The organism is Nonomuraea ferruginea (assembly GCF_039540635.1).
Lineage (GTDB): Bacteria > Actinomycetota > Actinomycetes > Streptosporangiales > Streptosporangiaceae > Nonomuraea > Nonomuraea ferruginea.
Genome location: NZ_BAABFD010000003.1, coordinates 394950 through 412857, shown reverse-complemented (window position 1 = coordinate 412857; position 17908 = coordinate 394950). Strand labels below are relative to the sequence as shown.

The following is a 17908-nucleotide window of genomic DNA, read 5'->3' as shown; positions in this document are numbered from 1 at the left end:
CGCCCTGCGAGTACGACGAGAGCCTTCCGGAGGGTGATGGTTTCATCACTTAAGGTGATGGTCATGGATGCGGAGACGGACCGGCTGATCGGCGTGGCGACGAGGATGTTCGCCGAGGTGGGATACGACTGGACGTCGATGCGGATGATCGCCGAGGCGGCGGGGACCGACGTGGACCGGCTGGTCGAGACGGTGGGCGAGAAGCCGGAGCTCTACCACGAGGTGATGGTCCGCGCCGTCAACGCCGAGCGGGCGGCCATGGAGCCGGTGCTCAGGTCCTTCGTCCCCGGGGTCCAGGGGGCGCTCGACCTGGCCGACGCCTATCTCGACTACAACATCGCGCACACCGACTATCTGTCGCTGTGGCTGCACCGCTGGACGGGCGACGCCGCCGACACGCCCGACTTGGAGGGCATGTTCTCGCGCCCGCTCGCCTTGGAGGTGGCGGAGACCATCCGGGAGCTGACGCCGGACGACGTGGACGGCGACCACCTCGTCTGGACCGTGGTGTGGTGCGTCTACGGGTTCCTGTCGGGCGGCATGCGCCACGTGTCGCCCGACTGGCCGCAGAAGCGGGGCGAGCCGGTCCAGCCGGGCGTGGTGGAGTCCTTCCGCGCCTACCTGCACACGCTGATCCGTCGCATGATCGCGCCCGCCGGGTGACGGGTCAGCCGATCGCGCCCTGGTCGCGCAGCGCCGCGAGGCGTGCCGCCGAGTAGCCGAGCTCCTCCCGCAGCACCTCGCCGGTGTGCTGGCCGACGGACGGCGCCGGGCGCGGCGGGCCCTGCTCGCCGTCCACGACCACCGGCGAACCCGCCGAGAGGTGCGGGCCGACGCCGGGCTGGTCGAGCATCCCCAGGACGGGGTTGCCGGCCAGCAGCGCGTCGGGGTCCGCGGCCAGCTCCTCGAACGTCCGGTACGGCGCGTACAGCAGCCGCCTGGCCGACAGCGCCGCGTCCACCTCGGCGAACGGCCGTCCCGCGAACCACGGCTCCAGCAGCCCGCCGATGACCGCGCGGTGCGCGTACCGGTCGGAGTCGCGGCGGAAGTCGGCGCCGAGCGCCCGCTCCACGGCCTCGACCGCGGCGGTCAGTCCCGTCAGGGCGAGCAGGTCGGACCAGTGGCGTGAGGTAAGCACCACGAGCATGACGCGCCGGCCGTCGGCGGTGCGGAAGTCGCGCCCGTAGCCGCCGTAGAAGTGGTTGCCGTCCTTCGTCCGCGGCTCGCCGCCGAGCTGGGCGTCGGCGAGATAGCCGAGGTTGGCGACCATGGACAGCGCCACGTCGCGCAGCGCCACCGTGATGCGCCGCCCCTCGCCGGTCAGCAGCCGGTGGCGCTCGGCGGCCAGCAGCCCGGTCGCCAGGTAGAGCCCGGCCGCGATGTCCCAGGCCGGCAGCACGTGGTTGACCGGCCCCGCCTCCCCGGCCGGCCCGGTCACCGCGGGCAGCCCGGTCTCGGCGTTGACCGTGTAGTCGACCGCGGTGCCGCCGTCGCGCCTGCCGGTGAGCAGCGCGTGGATCAGGTCCTTGCGGCGCTCGCGGAGCTTCTCGTACGAGAGCCCCGGCAGATCGGCGTTGGCCACCACGACGCCGCGCCGCTCGACCAGGTCGGCGATGACCGCGCGGCCCTCGTCGGAGCGGAAGTCGACCTCGACGGCCCGCTTGCCCTTGTTGAGCCCGGTCCAGTAGAGGCTGGTGCCGGACGGGCCGAGCGGCCACCGGGAGCGGTCGGCCTGGCCGCCGATCGGCTCCACCCGGACCACGTCGGCGCCGAGCTGCGCCAGCGTCATCCCGCACAGCGGCGTGGCCACGTATCCGGACAGCTCGACGACGCGCAGACCTTCCAGCGGGGCGGACATTCCGGCCGGGGTCACGCGCGTGCCCCGCGCATCAGCTCGCGCCCGACGATCAGCTTCTGGATCTCGCTGGTCCCCTCGTACAGGCGCAGCAGGCGCACGTCGCGGTAGATGCGCTCGACCGGCACGCCGCGCATGTAGCCGCTGCCGCCGTGCACCTGGACGGCCAGGTCGGCGACCCGGCCCGCCGACTCCGTGCAGAACAGCTTGGTGGCGGACGGCGCGAGCCTGCGGTCCTCGCCGGTCAGCCAGAGCCGGGCGGCCTCGGCGGCCATCGCCCGTCCGGCCATGCACAGGGACTTCTGCTCGGCGAGCATCGCCTGCACGAGCTGGTAGTCGCCGACCGGCCGGCCGCCCTGCCGGTTGTGCGCGGCGAACGCCACCGACTCGTCGAGCGCCCGCTCCATCAGGCCGACGGCCATCGCCGACATGTGCAGCCGGCCGCGCGCCAGCACGGTCATGGCCGCCCGGAAACCGGCGTCGACCTCGCCGCTGACCAGCGCGTCCGCGCCGACCCTGACCTCGGTGAACGTGACGTCGGAGGTCCAGGCGCCCTCCTGGCCCATCTTGGCGTCCTTGGGCCCCACCGCCACCCCGGGAGCGTCGGCCGGCACCAGGAACACCGCGATGCCGCTGCCCGCCGCGTCCGCGGGGCGGACCCGGGCGAACACCACGAACAACCCGGCGATCGGGGCGTTGGTGATGAACCGCTTGCCGCCGTCGATCACCCAGCCGTCGCCGTCGGGCGCCGCCGTGGTCTTCAGCCCGGACGGGTCGGAGCCCGCCTCCGGCTCCGTCAGCGCGAACGCCGCGGTGACCTCGCCCGACGCCAGCGACGGCAGCCAGCGGCCCTTCTGCTCCTCGGTGCCGAACCCGACCAGGACCTGGCCGGCGATGCCGTTGTTGGTGCCGAACATCGACCGGAACGCGAGACTGGTGTAACCGAACTCGAAGCCGAGCCGGACGTCCTGGGTGATGTCGAGCCCCAGCCCGCCGTACTCGGCGGGGATGGCGTAGCCGAACAGGCCCATGTCGGCCGCCTGGCGGCGGAGGTCGTCGGGGATCGCGTCGGAGTCGGCGATCTCCTGCTCTCTCGGCACGACCCGGTTGCGGACGAACTGGCGTACCTGCTTGAGGATCTCTTCGAACTCGTCGGCTGCGACCATGCTCCTGACCTATCGAATAATGTTCTGCCGTGTCAACGGTTGTGGTAGTCGCCGGGCCGCTTCTCGCGGAACGCGCTCATGGCCTCCGCGTAGTCGTCGGTCGCCTGCACGATCGCCATGTGGGAGGAGATCAGGTCAAGGCTGGTGCGCAGGTCGGTGCGCATCGACTGGTGGACCGCCCGCTTGATCATCGAGATCGCGATCGGCGGCTTGGCCGCGATGCCCCTGGCGAACTCCATCGTCTCCGCCATGAGCGCCTCGTCGTCGTAGACCCGGTTGACGATGCCCAGCCGCAGCGCCTCGTCGGCGTCGACGAAGTCGCCCGTCATCAGCAGCTCCATCGCCTTGGCCGGGCCGACCAGCCGGGGCAGGAAGTACGCGCCGCCGTCGCCGGGGACCAGGCCGATGCGGATGTAGCCCTCGGAGAACCGGGCCGACCGGGCGGCGAACCGCATGTCACACATGAGAGCCATGTCCATCCCGGCGCCGACCGCGACCCCGTTGACCGCGGCGATCAGCGGCTTGTCCAGGTCCTCGACCGCCCGCGCGACCTTGTGGACCCGGTCGGTCAGCATGCGCTTGCGCTCGATCGGCGTCGCCTCGATCTCGTCGAGCGCCTTCAGGTCGACGCCGCTGCAGAAGCCCTCGCCGGTGCCGGTCAGCACGACCACCCGGACTCCCTCGTCGTCCTGCGCCTCGCGCAGCGCCCGCGCCCACGCGTCGATCATCGGCCAGGTGAACGCGCCCAGGGAGCGCGGGCGGTTCAGCCGGATCACCGCCACCCCGCCGTCGACCTCGTAAACCAGCTCGTCCTCGGCCTCGGCCACCGGACACTCCTCTCATTCCGGACAACCCGCCGAGCTTCTCACAGCGGCCACCCCCGGCTCGCGCCAGGTCCGCCGCGTCCTCTACCGTCTGCCTCATGCCGACCTTCAGTCCCGTGGCCGCTCCCACCGTGCTCGACCTGCTGACACTGGAGAAGCTCGAAGAGGACCTCTACCGGGGCACGACCGTCTTCGAGGAACCGTTCCCGCTGTACGGGGGACAGGTGGCCGCGCAGGCGCTGGCCGCGGCGGGCGACACGGTGGAGCCCGACCGGTTGCCGCACTCACTGCACGGCTACTACCTGCGCAGCGGCGACGCGGCCCGGCCGACCGTGTTCCGCGTCTACCGTGACAGGGACGGCCGGTCGTACTCCGCCCGGCGGGTGGTCGCCATCCAGAACGGCAAGGTCATCTTCAACATGTCGGCGTCCTTCCACGTCCCCGAGTCCGGCGCGGACGTGCAGATCCACCCCGCGCCCGACGCGCCGGACCCGGACGGGCTCGAACCCGTGCGCCTGCCCCGGTTGTTCTCCATGGACAGCCGGCTGCCGCCGCAGCCGTACGAGGCGGCCGAATGGCCCACCCGGTTCTGGGCCCGCTGCACCCAGGACCTGCCCGGTGGTCAGCTCCTGCACGCGTGCGTGCTCACGTACCTCTCCGACATCTCCAGCGGGGTGACCGGCGTCCCGCACGGGGAGGGCGCGCGTTCGGGCTCCAGCCTGGACCACGCGGTCTGGTTCCACCGGCCGGCCCGCATGGACGAGTGGGTGCTGATGGACCTGGTGCCGCACACCGTGTCGGCCGGGCGCGGCTGGTACACCGGCACCATCCACACCCGCGACGGCCGGCTCGCCGCCAGCATCACCCAGGAGACGCTCTTCAGGAAGCCGCGCTGACCAGCTCGACGTCGAACCGCACCTCGACGTCGTCGTCCAGCTTGAGCGCGCCGAAGAACGCCGAGTACGGCTTGACGCCCCAGAGGCTCTGCTTGACCGTCGCGCTGCCCCGCACCCGCTCGCCGTCGAAGCGGCAGTCGAGGGTGAGCGGCCGCGTCTGGCCCGCCATCGTCAGCTCGCCCTCGACCCTGAACGACTCCCGCGTCCCGGTGACCTGCCGCGACCGGAACGCGATCGCCGGGAACCGGCCGGTGTGGAGCACCTTCTCCTGGATGTTGCGCGCGATGTCGCGCCGGTCGGAGTCGGTGAGCGGCTTCACCCCGCCCGTCCCCGACACCACCCGCAGCGACCCGGCCTCCACCTCGACGCTCACCCGGCTCGCCCCGGGGTCGTCGAGATCGACCACGGCCTCGCCGCGCCATCGGTCCGCCTCGATCGTCAGGTCATGACCGGCCTTGGCGCCCAGACCGGTACGCCTCGTCTCGACCAGCAACTGCCCCGTCTCCGGACCCAGCGTGTATGAATCCCCCATACCCCGCACGCTACCCACCGTTGCCACGACAAGACCGACGGCTTCCGTAGGGTCGTGGCATGAGTGTCGTGATCGAGGCCGTGCGTGAGGCGAGTGACGAGGTCGTGGCGGCGTTCGGGCGGCTGCTGCCCCAGCTCTCCGCCGGGGCGGCGATCGACCGGGAGGCGGTGGAGCGGGTGGTCGGCTCCGAGGGGAACACGGTGCTGGCCGCGCGGGCCGGGGGCGTCGTCGTGGGCCTGCTCACGCTGGTGGTCTACCCGCTCGCCTCCGGGGTGCGGGCGCGGATCGAGGACGTCGTGGTGGACGGGGCGGCGCGCGGCCAAGGGGTGGGGGCGGCGCTCACCGGGCGGGCGCTGGAGCTGGCCAGGGAGCGGGGGGCGCGCACGGTCGACCTGACGTCCCGGCCGGAGCGGGAGGCGGCGAACCGGCTGTACGAACGGGCGGGGTTCCGGCGGCGGGATACGGCGTCGTACCGGGTCATTCTCTGAAAGGGGCTGGAACGGCTGGGTCGCATGATCGAAAAGCCTGGGTCGCTGTGGTGAAATTTCAGCAGAATACGGGATATGTCGTTTTCAGCGGGCGACGATCCGCCATCCCGGGACGACCACGCTCGCGAGCCCGTGGGGGAGGGGCGGGGCGGGAGGTTCAGGAGGGTGCTGCGGCGGGCCGGTGGGAGGTACGCGCCCGCTGACTTCGGGGTTCCCCCGTACGCGCCGGACGGGCCCGCGCCGCGGTTGTACGCGCCGGAGCGCGAGACCGACAGGAGGCGGCGGGGTGCGCTGGCGGTCGGCCTGGCCGTCACCGCGGCCGTGCTCGCCGGCGGCGGGGCGGTGGTCGCGGCGATCACGTACCAGCTGCACGCGATCCCGGCGCCGCCCGCCGATCCCCCCACGCTGACGCCGCACCACACGACGGCGGCCCCGGTGGACACGCGGCTGAGCCACGAGGAGTTCGGCGACCGTGACCTGGGCCGCGAGCTCACGGCCGCCAAGGTGGGCGGCTGGGACCACCCCACCTGCGACCCCGTGGACGGCAGGGGCCGCGTGCTGGGCAGGAACCACTGCGACCACGCCGCCCAGATCGCCTACTCCGCCCGGGACGGGAAGCTCCGGGCGGTCCAGCTCCTGCTGGCCTTCCCCACCGAGCACCGCGCCCGGGCCGCCGCCGTCAGCCTGTCCAAGCGGACGTCGGACGCGATCCGGTGGCGGCGGGGCGGCACGCATGCCAAGTACGCGTACGGCAAGGCCGGTGTGGCGGGCGCCGGCCCGTACGTGGTGGTCACCGTGGTCACCGCGACCGGCCGGGCCGGCGGGCAGGCGCCGGCGTTCCACCGCGTGCTCCACTCGGACACCGTGCACCGTTTCGCGGCTCTGAACAGATCCTGAAGGTCGATGCCCTACCGTGCTCACCGTGAGCCGGAAATCAGCGATCACGAGCGTCCTGGCCCTCCTCCTGGCGATCATGCTCGCCGCCTGCGGCGCGACCGGCGGCGGCGGCGCGGAGCGGCAGTCCCCGGCCGCGCGCTCGGCCACGCCCGAGAGCGCGCCCGCCGAGCCGACGGGCTGCCGGCACGGCGAGCTCATCCCGGCGGTCGACATCCCGGCCGTGCACGCGGACCCGGTGGTGATCCCGGAGGTACGGATCGGCGGCGAGGTCGTCCCCGAGGTGACCATCCCGGGGGTGGACCTCCCCGCCCAGCGGATCCCCGCCCAGTGCACCGAGATCAAGCCCGCGCCCGGCGGCTGCCTGGGGGCCGCGTCGATCCCGCCGGTGTCGATCCCCGCCGTCGAGATCCCGCCCGTCGAGATCCCCGGCCTGGACGCGGGCGGCATCAAGCTCGACCCGGTGCGCGCCGAGGGCGCAAGCGCGCCCGCGCAGCACGCCGAGGGCGTCTCGACGCCGGAGGTGTGCCAGGCCGAGCCGAAGGACGGAGGCGTCGTCCTGTCCGTGGTCAGGCCTCCCCTCGTCCGGGCGCCGCTGGTCCGGCCGCGTCTGATGCGCGGCAACCTGATCAGGCCGTACGCCTGCAACGACCGGAACGAGTGCGTCCCGGCCGTCGAGGTGCCCGCGCTGGAGGTGCCCGCAGTCGAGGTGCGGGCCGTCGAGATCCCCGCCGCCGAGATCAGGGCGTACGAGGTCGGCTCCTAGATCGTCAGTGCTGGTGGAGCTTTACCGATTTCTGGTGTCAGCCCCTCTGTGATGGTCCGGTGACCGGGTAGCCGCTGGTAAGGACAAAGGGGGAAATCATGAGACATGACGACTTCGTTGGCCAAGTACAGGCCCGAGCCCGTCTGGGCGACCGGGCACACGCCGAGCGGGCCATCCGGGCGTCGCTGGAGACGCTCGGCGAACGGCTGCCGGAGAGCCTGGCCGACAAGCTCGCAGCCCAGCTGCCACACGAGATCGGCGAGAACCTGCGCCGCACCGAGGTCTACGGCGGCCTCGGCACCGGAGAGCACTTCGGCCGCGAGGAGTTCATCCGCAGGGTGGGCGCCAGGGCCGGGGTCGACGATCGAAGAGCGGTGTTCCTCGCCCGGGTGGTGTTCGAGGTCACCGACGAGGCCACCCAGGGCCGCATCATGACCAAGGTCCGCGAGAGCCTCACCGAGGAGCTGCGCGAGCTGGCCACCGCGGGCAGCCAGGGACACCTCTGACAGGTCCGTGTTCCCGGCGCCGGACAGGGTAGCTGCCCCGGGCATCCCCCTGACCGAGCGTCGTGGAAAGGACCGCCGACATGTCCGATCGCATCGCAGATCCGTGGGGGAGGCGCACCCCCTACGGCCCGCCCTCGGCGGCCGAACGGGTGGCGGCGTCGCTGCCCGGACCGGTGCGCCGGGTGCTGCCCCGGGAGATCGGACAGCGCGCCACCTGGCCCGTACGGGTGGACATGTTCCTGGAGGAGGGCGTCGCCGAGGCCGACGTGGACCGCTGGGTCCGGGCGGCCTCGATCCTGCACAGCAACGGCGACGCGATGGACATCGCGGTCGCCGGAGGACGGATCGTCGGCGTGCGCGGGCGCGCCGGCGACCGCGTCAACCGGGGCAGGCTCGACCCCAAGGACCTGTACGGCTGGCAAGCCAACAACAGCCCCGACCGGCTCACCCAGCCGCTGGTCAGGCAGGACGGCCGGCTGGTCGAGACCGGCTGGGACGACGCGATGGGCCGGATCACGGCCCGCTCGCGCGAGCTGCTCGACGGGCCGGGCGGCTGGGGCCACTTCGGCTTCTACACCAGCGGCCAGCTGTACCTGGAGGAGTACTACACCCTCGGCGTGATCGGCAAGGCCGGCATCGGCACGCCGCACATGGACGGCAACACGAGGCTGTGCACCGCGACCTCGGCGGCGGCGCTGAAGGAGAGCTTCGGCACCGACGGCCAGCCCGGCTCCTACACCGACGTGGACCACTGCGACGCCATCGCGCTGTGGGGGCACAACGTGGCCGAGACGCAGACCGTGCTGTGGATGCGCATGCTCGACCGCCGCCGAGGCCCCCGCCCGCCCGCGCTGATCGCCGTCGACCCGCGACAGACCGCCGTCGCCCGCGAGGCCGACGTGCACCTGGCCGTGCGCCCCGGCACCAACCTGGCGCTGATGAACGCGCTCGTCCACCGCTTGCTCGACAAGGGCTGGTACGACGAGCGGTATGTGCGCGCCCACACCCTCGGCTTCGACGAACTGGCCGAGACGGTGCGCGACCGCACGCCGGAGTGGGCCGCGGAGATCTGTGACGTGCCCGTGCGCGACATCGAACGCGCGGCGGAGATCATCGGCACCTGCCGCAGGCTGCTCTCCACCGTCCTGCAGGGCTTCTACCAGTCCAACCAGGCCACCGCGGCCGCGTGCCAGGTCAACAACCTCCACCTGCTGCGCGGCATGCTCGGCCACCCGGGCGCGGGCCTGTACCAGATGAACGGGCAGCCCACCGCGCAGAACACCCGTGAGACCGGCGCGGACGGCGACCTGCCCGGCATGCGTAACTGGGACAACCCCGCACACATCGACGAGCTGGCCCGGCTGTGGAACGTCGACTCGTCCGTCATCCCGCACTGGGCGCCGCCGACGCACGCCATGCAGATCTTCCGCTACGCCGAGCAGGGCTCGATCAAGCTGCTCTGGATCTCGGCCACGAACCCCGCCGTCTCCCTGCCTGACCTGGCGCGCATCCGCCGCATCCTGGCCCAGGAGAACCTGTTCGTCGTCGTCCAGGACATCTTCATGACCGAGACGGCGATGCTGGCCGACGTGGTGCTGCCCGCCGCCACCTGGGGGGAGAAGACCGGCACGTTCACCTGCGCCGACCGTACGGTGCACCTGTCGGACAAGGCGGTGGACCCGCCCGGCGAGGCCCGCTCCGACCTGGACATCTTCCTGGACTACGCGCGCCGCATGGACTTCCGCGACAAGGACGGCGCCCCGCTGATCAAGTGGCACGACCCGGAGTCCGCGTACCGGGCCTGGCAGGCCTGCTCGGCGGGGCGGCCGTGCGACTACACCGGCATCACGTACGAGCTGCTGCGCGGCGGCGGCGTGCAGTGGCCGCTCGGCACCGAGCGGCTGTACGCGGGCGGCAGGTTCAACACCGACCCTGACTACTGCGAGACGTACGGGCACGACCTGGTCACCGGCGCCGCCCACGGCGAGGAGAGCTACCGGGCCAAGGAGCCGCGCGGACGCGCGTTCCTGAAAGCGGCCCCGTACCAGCCGTCGCCGGAGGTGCCCGGCGAGGAGTATCCGCTGACGCTGACCACCGGCCGCACCGTCTACCAGTTCCACACCCGGACCAAGACGGGCCGGGCCCCGCAGCTCGCGGCGGCGGCGCCGGAGCCGTGGGTGGAGATCAGCCCGGCGGACGCCACCGAGCTGGGGGTCGGCGAGGGCGACCTGGTGCGGGTGGAGTCGCCGCGCGGCGCGCTGGAGGCCAGGGCGCGGGTGTGCGGCACCCGTAGGGGCACGGTGTTCGTGCCGTTCCACTACGGCTACTGGGACCGGGACGAGTCAGGGCCGGGCGACGGGGCGGCGCGCGCCGCGAACGAGCTGACGATGACGAGCTGGGACCCGGTGTCCAAGCAGCCGATCTTCAAGGTGGCCGCGGTCCGGCTGAGCAAGGTGGCCACGGCGGAGGGTGCGGTGTCGGCTGCGCCCACCGTCGGCAACCGGCCGGCCGACCCGCGCGTCCCGGTCACCGCCGGCGGGCCCGCCGCCGAGGCGGACGAGCACGTCGAGGAGGAGTGAGCCATGCATCTCGCCCACTACCTGGGGCTGCTGCACCGTTCGCAGACCGAGCTGGCGTCCGCCTTCCGTGAGGTCGGGGAGCAGCACAAGGACGAACCGGACGTGTTCCACGTGTGCGAGCGGCTGGCCGCCCAGTGCGACGCGCACGCCGGTCGGCTGCGGCCGTTCGCCGAGTGCTACTCGGAGGAGTCGCCGGACGAGCCGGAGCGGCTGCACTCCACCCTGTTCTCCGGCTCCCGCACCGGCGGGCTCGGGCTGCTGCGCGACCTGCACGACCTCTACCTGATGGCGGCCGAGTGCGACATCTCGTGGACGCTCATCGGCCAGGCCGCGCAGGGCGCCAGGGACCGGGAGCTGCTGGGCGTGGTCTCCGTGTGCGAGAGCGAGACCGCCGCCCAGATGCTGTGGCTGCGCACCCGGATGAAGCAGGCCGCGCCGCAGGCGCTGGTCGTCGCCGCCTGACCCCCGGCCCGCCGATCAGGCCGGGCGGGTGAACTCGCGCCGCTCGGCCGTCCACCCGGCCGCCTGCTCGCTCAGCGTGAGGCCGAGCCCCGGCCGGTCGGGCACGAGCATGCGCCCGTCGCGGATCTCCAGCCGCTCCTCGAACAGCGGCTCCAGCCACTCGAAGTGCTCCACCCAGGGCTCCTGCCCGTACGCGGCAGCGAGGTGCAGGTGGATCTCCATGGCGAAGTGCGGGGCGAGCTGCACCCGGTGGTGCTCGGCGAGCGCGGCCAGGCGCAGGAACGGGGTGACGCCGCCGATCCGCGGCGCGTCCGGCTGCAGGATGTCGGCGCCGCCCGCGCGCAGCAGCTCGGCGTGCTCGGCGACGCTGGTCAGCATCTCGCCGGTGGCGACGGGCGTGTCGAGCGCGGCGGCCAGCGCGGCGTGCCCGGCGTGGTCGTGCGCGTCGAGCGGCTCCTCGATCCACACCAGGCCGAACTCTTCCAGCGCCCGCCCCATCCGGGCCGCCGCCGGCCGGTCCCACTGCTGGTTGGCGTCGACCATCAGCGGCACCTCCTCGCCCAGCAGCTCGCGCGCCGCCCGCACCCTGGCCAGGTCGGCCCGCCCGTCGGGCTGGCCCACCTTGATCTTGATGCCGCCGATGCCGCGCTCCAGCGCCGCGGCGGCGTTCTCCAGCACCCGCTCGATCGGGGCGTGCAGGAAACCGCCCGAGGTGTTGTAGCAGCGCACCGAGTCGCGGTGCGCGCCCAGCAGCTTGGCCAGCGGCAGCCCGGCCCGCCTGGCCTTCAGGTCCCACAACGCGATGTCGAAAGCGGCGACGGCCTGGATCGACAGCCCGCCGCGGCCCACGGACGCGCCGGCCCACACCAGCTTCTCCCACAGCCTGGGGATGTCGTTGGCGTCCTCGCCGATCAGCTCGGGGGCGATCTCGCAGGCGTGCGCGTACTGGCCGGGGCCGCCCGCCCGCTTGGAGTAGCAGAACCCGATCCCCTCCAGGCCGCCCTCGGTGGTGATCTCGGCGAACAGGAAGGCGACCTCGGTCATCGGCCGCTGCCGCCCGGTGAGCACCTTGGCGTCGCTGACCGGTGTGTCGAGCGGCAGGTAGACGGACGACAGGCGGACCCGGGCGATGCGGTCGAGGGGATTCATGAGGGGATCATACGAATCCGGTTGTCATGGCGCGGGGATGACAGGTGTCATGCCCGGCCGGTGACTGAGCGGACTGGCCCCGGCGGCCCATGATCGACCAGGCTCGTGCGTGACGTTGACGCCGAGTCCGGAGGTAGCAGATGTCGATCATGACACGCGTGCTCGCGGGGGTGAGCGCGCTGGTCGTGGCCGGGGCGGTCGCCGTTCCCGCCCAGGCGGCCGCGCCCGGCGGGGGCGAGCTGCGGGAGTCGCTGGACGCCGTCCACGAAGCAGGCATGTACGGGGTCTACTCCGCGGTACGCGACGGGCGCGACACCTGGAAGGGCGCCTCCGGCGTGGCCGACGTGCGCACCCGGCGGCCGGTGAAGCCCGACATGGTGCACCGGGTGGGCAGCATCACCAAGACGTTCACCTCGGTCGCGGTGCTCCAGCAGGTCGAGCGCGGCACGGTCGAGCTGGACGCGCCGGTGAGCCGCTACCTGCCGGACCTGGTCCCCGGCGACCGGATCACGGTGCGCATGCTGCTCAACCACACCAGCCACATCGCCGACTACATCCCCGGCGCCTTCCCCTCGCTGCTGGAGGGCTCCACGGCCAGCCTGGACGAGCACCGCTTCCGCCGCATCGAGCCCGAGGAGCTGGCGCGTCTCGGTCTCCAGGCCGCGCCGACGGGGCAGCCGGGGGCGACGCCCGGCTCGTACTCCAACACCAACTACATCCTCGCCGGACTGCTGCTGGAGAAGGTCACCGGCACGGACGCCGAGGCGTACATCACCCGCCACGTGATCCGCGAGGCCGGGCTGCGGCACACGTCGTTCCCGCGCACGCCGCGCATCCCCGGGCCGAGCTCCGGCGCGTACGAGTCCATGTACGGGCTGATCGACCCGCCGCGTGACTACGGCGTCTACGACATGTCCTGGGCGGGGACGGCCGGGGCCGTCGTGTCGACCATGGACGACCTCAACCGCTTCTACCGCGCGCTGCTCCGGGGCGAGCTGCTCGGCGACGCCCAGCTCGCCGAGATGCGCCGGACCGTGCCCGTGCTCGCCGGGGGCGGCGTCATCGAGTACGGTCTCGGCCTCTACGCGCTCGACCTGCCCTGCGGCCGCTTCTGGGGCCACGACGGCGGCGTCTTCGGCATGATCACCCAGTCGCTGTCGAGCCCCGACGGCAGCCGCCAGATCTCCGTGGGCCTGAACCGCGCCAAGTACCAGACCGTCGACGAGAACGGCCAGATCGTCCCCCACCCGATCGACGCCGCCTTCGTCGGCCACCTCCTGCTCGCGCTCTGCGGGCCGGGCCAGGCCAGGACGCTGTCGACGCCCGTCACCCCGTTCCCGGCGGACCGGCTCCAGCTCAGCCGATGAGCCGCGCCACCAGCCGGGGCACCGCCTCGCCGATCGGGTCCCTGATCACCTCGTCGGCCAGGTCGTCGTACGGGGTCGGCCCGGCGTTCACGATGACCAGCCGCGCCCCGTTGCGCTCGGCCAGCGCGGCGAGCGACGCGGCGGGCATCACCTGCAGCGACGTCCCGACGGCGACGAACACCTCGGCCCGCTCGGCGGCCTCGGCCGCCTCGGCGATCACGTCCTGAGACAGGTTCTCGCCGAACATGACCGTGGTCGTCTTCAGGATCCCGCCGCACTCCCGGCAGGCGGGATCCTGCTCGCCGGCGTCGATCCGGTCCAGCGCCTCGTCCAGCGTCGAACGGTCGCCGCATCCGACGCACACCACCCCGAACATGTTGCCGTGCAGCTCCAGCACCCGGTCAGGGCTGGATCCCGCCCTCTGGTGCAGGCCGTCGACGTTCTGCGTGATCAGCCGATCGAGCCGCCCGGCCCGCTCCAGCTCCACCAGCGCCCGGTGCGCGGCGTTGGGCTCGGCCGTGCGCGCCGGGCTGCCCCGGCGGAACGCCCAGGACCGGCGCCGGATCTCGGGATCGGCGAGGTAGTAGCCGATGGTGACGAGCTTCTCGTGGTCGGGGTCCTGGCGCCACAGCCCGCTGGGACCGCGGTAGTCGGGGATCCCGGACCCGGTCGAGATGCCGGCCCCGGTCATGACGGAGATCATCACCCCATGGTAGGGACAACCGGTAGTTCGGCATCAGCTGTGCCTGTTAACGGCCCCGAATAGTGACTATGTGAGAAATGAACTGCTTTCATGTCTATGTCCGATAAGTCTTACGTGTAGGGCTTCTGTGTCATGGGCATGACCATCACGCTCAATGCGACTCATTTCACCATCAGTCCGATTCGGGGGAACGGCTCGATGTATATAAACGGAATTCGCACCATCATCGGAGGCGCCGTTCTCTCGGCCGCCGCGCTCGCGGTCGGAGCGCCGGCGGCCGGCGCGGGGGCGAGCGTACCGTGCTCCGGGCGCGCACTGGTGAAGGCGATCGACAACGCCGCGTCGGGCGCGACGCTGCATCTGACGCCCGGCTGCAGATACGTCCTGAACGACTTGACCGGCCCGCTTCCGGCCATCGACGCGCCCCTCACCATCCGCGGGGGCAACAGCACGATCCAGCGGGACCCGGCGGCGGACGCGTTCCGCCTGTTCACCGTCAACAGCGACTTCAACCTCGACCGGGTCAAGCTCCTCGGCGGTGACGCGAGGACCTCCCCAGGGGGATTCGGCGGAGCCGTCGCCGTCAACAGTGGGACCACGAACCTCAACAGAGTGTTCATCCGGAACAACACCGCCACCTTTTCCGGTGGTCTCGGCGGCGTCGCCGGAGCCGTCGTCAACGTGTCGAACAGCAATATTCAGAACAACACCGCGACCAGGAACGGCGGCGGCGCGGCCAATGACGGGAGAATGACGTTCATCGACACCGTCGTCAACAACAACCGCGCCGGGGAGAAAGGCGGAGGAATAGCCAGCGACGGAATCCTGGTGGTGACCGGAAGCGTCGTCAACGACAATACGGCCGGCACCGCCGGAGGGGGCGTGGCGAATTTCGGTCCCGGCACCGCGTCGATCATCCGCAGCATCGTCAACGGCAACACGGCGAACAACGCCCCGGGAGGCATCGACAACGAGGGCGCCCCCGGCGCCGTGACGCTGACGCGGTCGATCGTGCGGGGCAACACCCCCACCAACTGCGCGCCCACGTTCGTACAGGGGTGCGTCCACTAGGCTGATCGAATCCCCCCGATCATCCCGGCTTGACCTTGACGTAGCGTCAAGGTCTCTAATGAGGGCATGCGGATCGGCGAGCTCGCCGCGCTGGTCGGGGTGTCCACCCGGACCGTGCGGCACTACCACCAACTCGGGTTGCTGCCCGAGCCGGCGCGGACGGCCGGCGGCTACCGGGACTACCGGTTGCGCGACGCCGTGCTGCTCGCCCGCGTCCGCCGGCTGGCGGAGCTGGGGCTGTCGCTGGACGAGATCCGCGACGTGCTCGCCGACGACCGGGGCAGGGACCTGCGCGAGGTGCTCCTGGAGCTGGACTCCGACCTGGCCAGGCAGCAGGAGCTCATCGCGGCGCGGCGGGTCCGGCTGGCGGCTCTGCTGGAGGAGGGGGAGCTGCGGGCCGACTCGGCGGTCTCCCCGGACATGGCGGCGGTGCTGCGCGACCTGGACACGGAGGGGTCGACGTTCGCCGAGATGGACCGCGAGATGCTCACGCTCATGGACACGGTCGCCGATCCCGGGATGCGCGACGAGATCGTCGAGCTGATGCGGCCGCTCGCCGAGCCGGGCATGCGCGAGCGCGCGCACGAGCTCTACCGGCGCCTCGACGGGCTGGCCGACGCCGAGCCGGGCGATCCGCGGGTCCGCGAGCTGGCCGCCGACCTGGCCGCGCACATGCCGGACGAGCTGGTGCGCGGGGTGATCGAGCACCTGCCGCCGGAGGGCGGGCCGTGGCTCGACGCCATGCTCGAAGAGCTGACACCCGCGCAGGGCGAGGTGTTCCGGTTGATGGTCGACATGCTGAAGGAGCAGGCGTGAGGGTGCTGCGCAGGATCGCCGGGTTCGACGCCAAGGGCATGGCCAGCCTCGCGCTGTGGGTCGCCCGACGCAGGGACGGCGTGCCGCCCGGCGCGCTGGCGGTGTCCTACTCCAGGGCCCAGTCCGCGACGATGATCCTCCTCCTGGTCATGATGGCCGTCGAGGTCGTGGTGGTGGAGGTGGTGCTGCGCGCCTTCGACGTGCCGGCCTGGATCCGCGTGCCGATCCTGGTCGCCGACCTGTACGGGCTGCTCGTCGGGTTCGCGGTGGTGGCCGCCTGCGTCACCCGGCCGCACGTCGTCACCGGCCGCGAGCTGCGGATCAGGTACGGCGCCTTCTTCGACCTGCGCATCCCGCGCGAGCTCGTCGCCTCGGTGCGCACGGTGCGCTCCTACAACGAGGCCGGCCTGTCCAGGACGAGCGGCTGACCGTGGCGGTGGCGTCGCAGGTGAACGTGGTGGTGGAGCTGTCGGAGCCGGTCACCGCGGTCCGCCCGCTGGGCGCCGAGGCGGAGGTCACCACGGTGCGCTTCTTCGCCGACGAGCCGGCCACGCTGGTGGCGGCGCTGCGCCCGGCCCAGGAGAAGGCGGCCTAGCGCGCGCCGATGGCGTGGTCGATGAAATCGAGGAGCACGGCGGCCTGCTGGTCCAGGTCGACGCCGGGGTCCATCGCCCATGACTCCAGCACGCCGTCGACGCAGCGCACGATGATGTTGGCGACGCCGCGCGGGTCGAAGGACCGCAGCTCGCCGTCGCGCTGGCCCTGGGCGAGGATCTCGGCGATCCCGTCGACCTCCTCGGCGAGTTCGTCCGAGTAGGCGTACGAGCCGTCCTCGCCGCGGTGGTTGGCCATGATCTCGCTCATCGCGAGGAACTCGACGCGATGAGCCTGGAAGAACTCCAGCTGCGACCCGATCCACGCGCGCACCCGCCCGGCGGCCGTCTTCTCGGCCGCGATCCGGGGCTCCATGTGCTGCCAGCCCCGGTCGAATAGCCGGGTCACCACCAGGCGGAGGATCTCGTCCTTGCCGCCGAAGTGGTAGCTGATCACGCTCTTGCTGATGCCGGCCTTCTCGGCGATCCGCGCGAACGAGGTGTGGGCGTAGCCCACCTCGGCCACCACCTCGGCGGCGGCCTCGACGATCTGGGCCCGCCGGGCCTGCTCGATGAAGGACGGCCGCTTCCGTCCCGGCGGCTCGTGGCCCTCCGGCCCGCTCATCCCGACACGTCCGCCGCGTGGGCGAACAGCAGCCCGAGCCAGACCCAGCCCACGACGATCGTGGCGCGCTGCACGAGCCCGGCCTTCGGGTGGTCGGTCTCCCACGCGTGCCCGAAGGCCAGGAAGCCGGCGGTCCCGGCCGCCGCCGTCAGGGCCGAGTACCACTTCCACCCGGTCTCGGGCAGGACGAACGCCGCGATCAGCGCCGCGGCGGGCAGCGCGAAGAAGACCAGCGCCCCGGCGTAGTCGTGCAGCTTGTGCGCCGTCGACACCTCCGTGGGCGTCTCCTCGGACGTTCCCGGCGGGTAGCCCCGCATGGGGTCCATCGGGAAGACGCCCGAGGCGACCAGTGAGAGCCCGAACACCCCGATCACGACGGCGAGCGGCACGCTGCCCAACGCGCCCGCGACGGCGACCGCGCCCGCCGTGATCGCCGCGCCGCACACGATGAAGTTGGCCCCTTGCACCCATCCGCGCGGCCCGAGGGCCAGCGCGCTCACCGCGTGCCGGACCGGCCGGTATCCCGGCCGGGTCCAGCCGTCCAGCACGAACGTGACGACGAACAGCCACGAGCCCAGCGTGCCCAGCCACAGGACCGTCGTGGTCATGAGCCCAG

At 72.3% G+C, this 17908-nt stretch carries 21 protein-coding genes; 13 read left to right on the top strand and 8 right to left on the bottom strand.

What is annotated here, in order from left to right; translation table 11 throughout:
- Positions 1 to 63: 63 nt before the first annotated feature.
- Positions 64 to 663 (top strand): TetR/AcrR family transcriptional regulator, encoded by a 600-nt coding sequence (locus ABD999_RS08595; protein ID WP_271278432.1) that lies wholly within the window; start codon positions 64 to 66, stop codon positions 661 to 663.
- 4 nt (positions 664 to 667) lie between these two features.
- Here ABD999_RS08595 and ABD999_RS08590 read toward each other — a convergent pair whose 3' ends face one another.
- From ABD999_RS08590 to ABD999_RS08580, 3 genes are read right to left on the bottom strand one after another with little or no spacing between them, the layout of a single operon-like run.
- Positions 668 to 1873 carry a CoA transferase gene (locus ABD999_RS08590; protein WP_345482644.1) on the bottom strand — a complete coding sequence of 402 codons (1206 nt, stop codon included), beginning with the start codon at positions 1871 to 1873 and terminating at the stop codon, positions 668 to 670.
- The gene (locus ABD999_RS08585) at positions 1870 to 3021 is read right to left on the bottom strand and encodes an acyl-CoA dehydrogenase family protein (protein ID WP_148034054.1); all 1152 of its coding nucleotides are present in this window, start codon (positions 3019 to 3021) and stop codon (positions 1870 to 1872) included. The genes ABD999_RS08590 and ABD999_RS08585 overlap by 4 nt, the downstream gene beginning before the upstream one ends.
- Positions 3022 to 3053: 32 nt before the next feature.
- Entirely contained in the window at positions 3054 to 3848 is a 795-nt protein-coding gene (locus ABD999_RS08580; RefSeq protein WP_271278434.1) for an enoyl-CoA hydratase/isomerase family protein, read from the bottom strand.
- A gap of 95 nt (positions 3849 to 3943) precedes the next feature.
- Here ABD999_RS08580 and ABD999_RS08575 point away from each other — a divergent pair, with 95 nt between their 5' ends.
- Positions 3944 to 4741, top strand: coding sequence for an acyl-CoA thioesterase (locus ABD999_RS08575; protein ID WP_271278435.1), 798 nt, complete (start codon positions 3944 to 3946; stop codon positions 4739 to 4741).
- Here ABD999_RS08575 and ABD999_RS08570 read toward each other — a convergent pair.
- Entirely contained in the window at positions 4725 to 5273 is a 549-nt protein-coding gene (locus ABD999_RS08570; protein WP_271278436.1) for a YceI family protein, read from the bottom strand. The genes ABD999_RS08575 and ABD999_RS08570 overlap by 17 nt on opposite strands.
- A 59-nt stretch (positions 5274 to 5332) precedes the next feature.
- Between ABD999_RS08570 and ABD999_RS08565 the strand changes: the two genes are divergently transcribed.
- The 6 genes from ABD999_RS08565 (at position 5333) to ABD999_RS08540 (ending at position 10968) form a co-directional block, all read left to right on the top strand.
- Positions 5333 to 5761, top strand: a complete 429-nt coding sequence (locus tag ABD999_RS08565; RefSeq protein WP_271278437.1) for a GNAT family N-acetyltransferase — start codon at positions 5333 to 5335, stop codon at positions 5759 to 5761.
- Between the two features lie 75 nt (positions 5762 to 5836).
- Positions 5837 to 6658: a hypothetical protein gene (locus ABD999_RS08560; RefSeq protein WP_271278438.1), complete on the top strand. Its 822-nt coding sequence runs from the start codon at positions 5837 to 5839 to the stop codon at positions 6656 to 6658.
- Positions 6659 to 6683: 25 nt separating this feature from the next.
- Complete coding sequence (locus tag ABD999_RS08555) at positions 6684 to 7421, top strand: hypothetical protein (protein WP_271278439.1); 738 nt, start codon at positions 6684 to 6686, stop codon at positions 7419 to 7421.
- 98 nt (positions 7422 to 7519) lie between these two features.
- Complete coding sequence (locus ABD999_RS08550) at positions 7520 to 7927, top strand: DUF2267 domain-containing protein (RefSeq protein WP_148034047.1); 408 nt, start codon at positions 7520 to 7522, stop codon at positions 7925 to 7927.
- Between the two features lie 80 nt (positions 7928 to 8007).
- Entirely contained in the window at positions 8008 to 10506 is a 2499-nt protein-coding gene (locus ABD999_RS08545; RefSeq protein ID WP_271278440.1) for a molybdopterin oxidoreductase family protein, read from the top strand.
- Positions 10507 to 10509: 3 nt separating this feature from the next.
- On the top strand, positions 10510 to 10968 hold the full coding sequence (locus ABD999_RS08540; RefSeq protein WP_271278441.1) for a hypothetical protein: 459 nt from the start codon (positions 10510 to 10512) through the stop codon (positions 10966 to 10968).
- Between the two features lie 15 nt (positions 10969 to 10983).
- On the opposite strand, the gene ABD999_RS08535 is transcribed toward ABD999_RS08540, so the two are convergent.
- The gene (locus tag ABD999_RS08535) at positions 10984 to 12117 is read right to left on the bottom strand and encodes an L-talarate/galactarate dehydratase (protein ID WP_219545588.1); all 1134 of its coding nucleotides are present in this window, start codon (positions 12115 to 12117) and stop codon (positions 10984 to 10986) included.
- Positions 12118 to 12266: 149 nt separating this feature from the next.
- On the opposite strand from ABD999_RS08535, the gene ABD999_RS08530 reads away from it, so the two are divergent.
- Positions 12267 to 13484, top strand: coding sequence for a serine hydrolase domain-containing protein (locus tag ABD999_RS08530; protein WP_271278442.1), 1218 nt, complete (start codon positions 12267 to 12269; stop codon positions 13482 to 13484).
- Here ABD999_RS08530 and ABD999_RS08525 read toward each other — a convergent pair.
- Positions 13474 to 14187: an SIR2 family NAD-dependent protein deacylase gene (locus tag ABD999_RS08525; RefSeq protein ID WP_271278443.1), complete on the bottom strand. Its 714-nt coding sequence runs from the start codon at positions 14185 to 14187 to the stop codon at positions 13474 to 13476. The genes ABD999_RS08530 and ABD999_RS08525 overlap by 11 nt on opposite strands.
- Before the next feature lie 138 nt (positions 14188 to 14325).
- On the opposite strand from ABD999_RS08525, the gene ABD999_RS08520 reads away from it, so the two are divergent.
- The 4 genes from ABD999_RS08520 to ABD999_RS08505 all read left to right on the top strand — a co-directional run bounded on the left by ABD999_RS08520 (position 14326) and on the right by ABD999_RS08505 (position 16669).
- The gene (locus tag ABD999_RS08520) at positions 14326 to 15258 is read left to right on the top strand and encodes a hypothetical protein (RefSeq protein WP_271278444.1); all 933 of its coding nucleotides are present in this window, start codon (positions 14326 to 14328) and stop codon (positions 15256 to 15258) included.
- Positions 15259 to 15324: 66 nt separating this feature from the next.
- Positions 15325 to 16074, top strand: coding sequence for a MerR family transcriptional regulator (locus ABD999_RS08515; RefSeq protein WP_271278445.1), 750 nt, complete (start codon positions 15325 to 15327; stop codon positions 16072 to 16074).
- A complete protein-coding gene (locus tag ABD999_RS08510) occupies positions 16071 to 16502 on the top strand; it encodes a hypothetical protein (protein ID WP_271278446.1) in 432 nt (143 codons plus the stop codon). Before ABD999_RS08515 ends, ABD999_RS08510 begins: the two co-directional genes overlap by 4 nt.
- A 2-nt stretch (positions 16503 to 16504) precedes the next feature.
- Positions 16505 to 16669, top strand: a complete 165-nt coding sequence (locus tag ABD999_RS08505; RefSeq protein ID WP_271278447.1) for a hypothetical protein — start codon at positions 16505 to 16507, stop codon at positions 16667 to 16669.
- Here the strand turns inward: ABD999_RS08505 and ABD999_RS08500 are convergent.
- On the bottom strand, positions 16666 to 17292 hold the full coding sequence (locus ABD999_RS08500; protein WP_271278448.1) for a TetR/AcrR family transcriptional regulator: 627 nt from the start codon (positions 17290 to 17292) through the stop codon (positions 16666 to 16668). The genes ABD999_RS08505 and ABD999_RS08500 overlap by 4 nt on opposite strands.
- The gene (locus ABD999_RS08495; RefSeq protein ID WP_271278449.1) at positions 17289 to 17900 is read right to left on the bottom strand and encodes a DUF998 domain-containing protein; all 612 of its coding nucleotides are present in this window, start codon (positions 17898 to 17900) and stop codon (positions 17289 to 17291) included. Before ABD999_RS08495 ends, ABD999_RS08500 begins: the two co-directional genes overlap by 4 nt.
- Positions 17901 to 17908 lie beyond the last annotated feature (8 nt).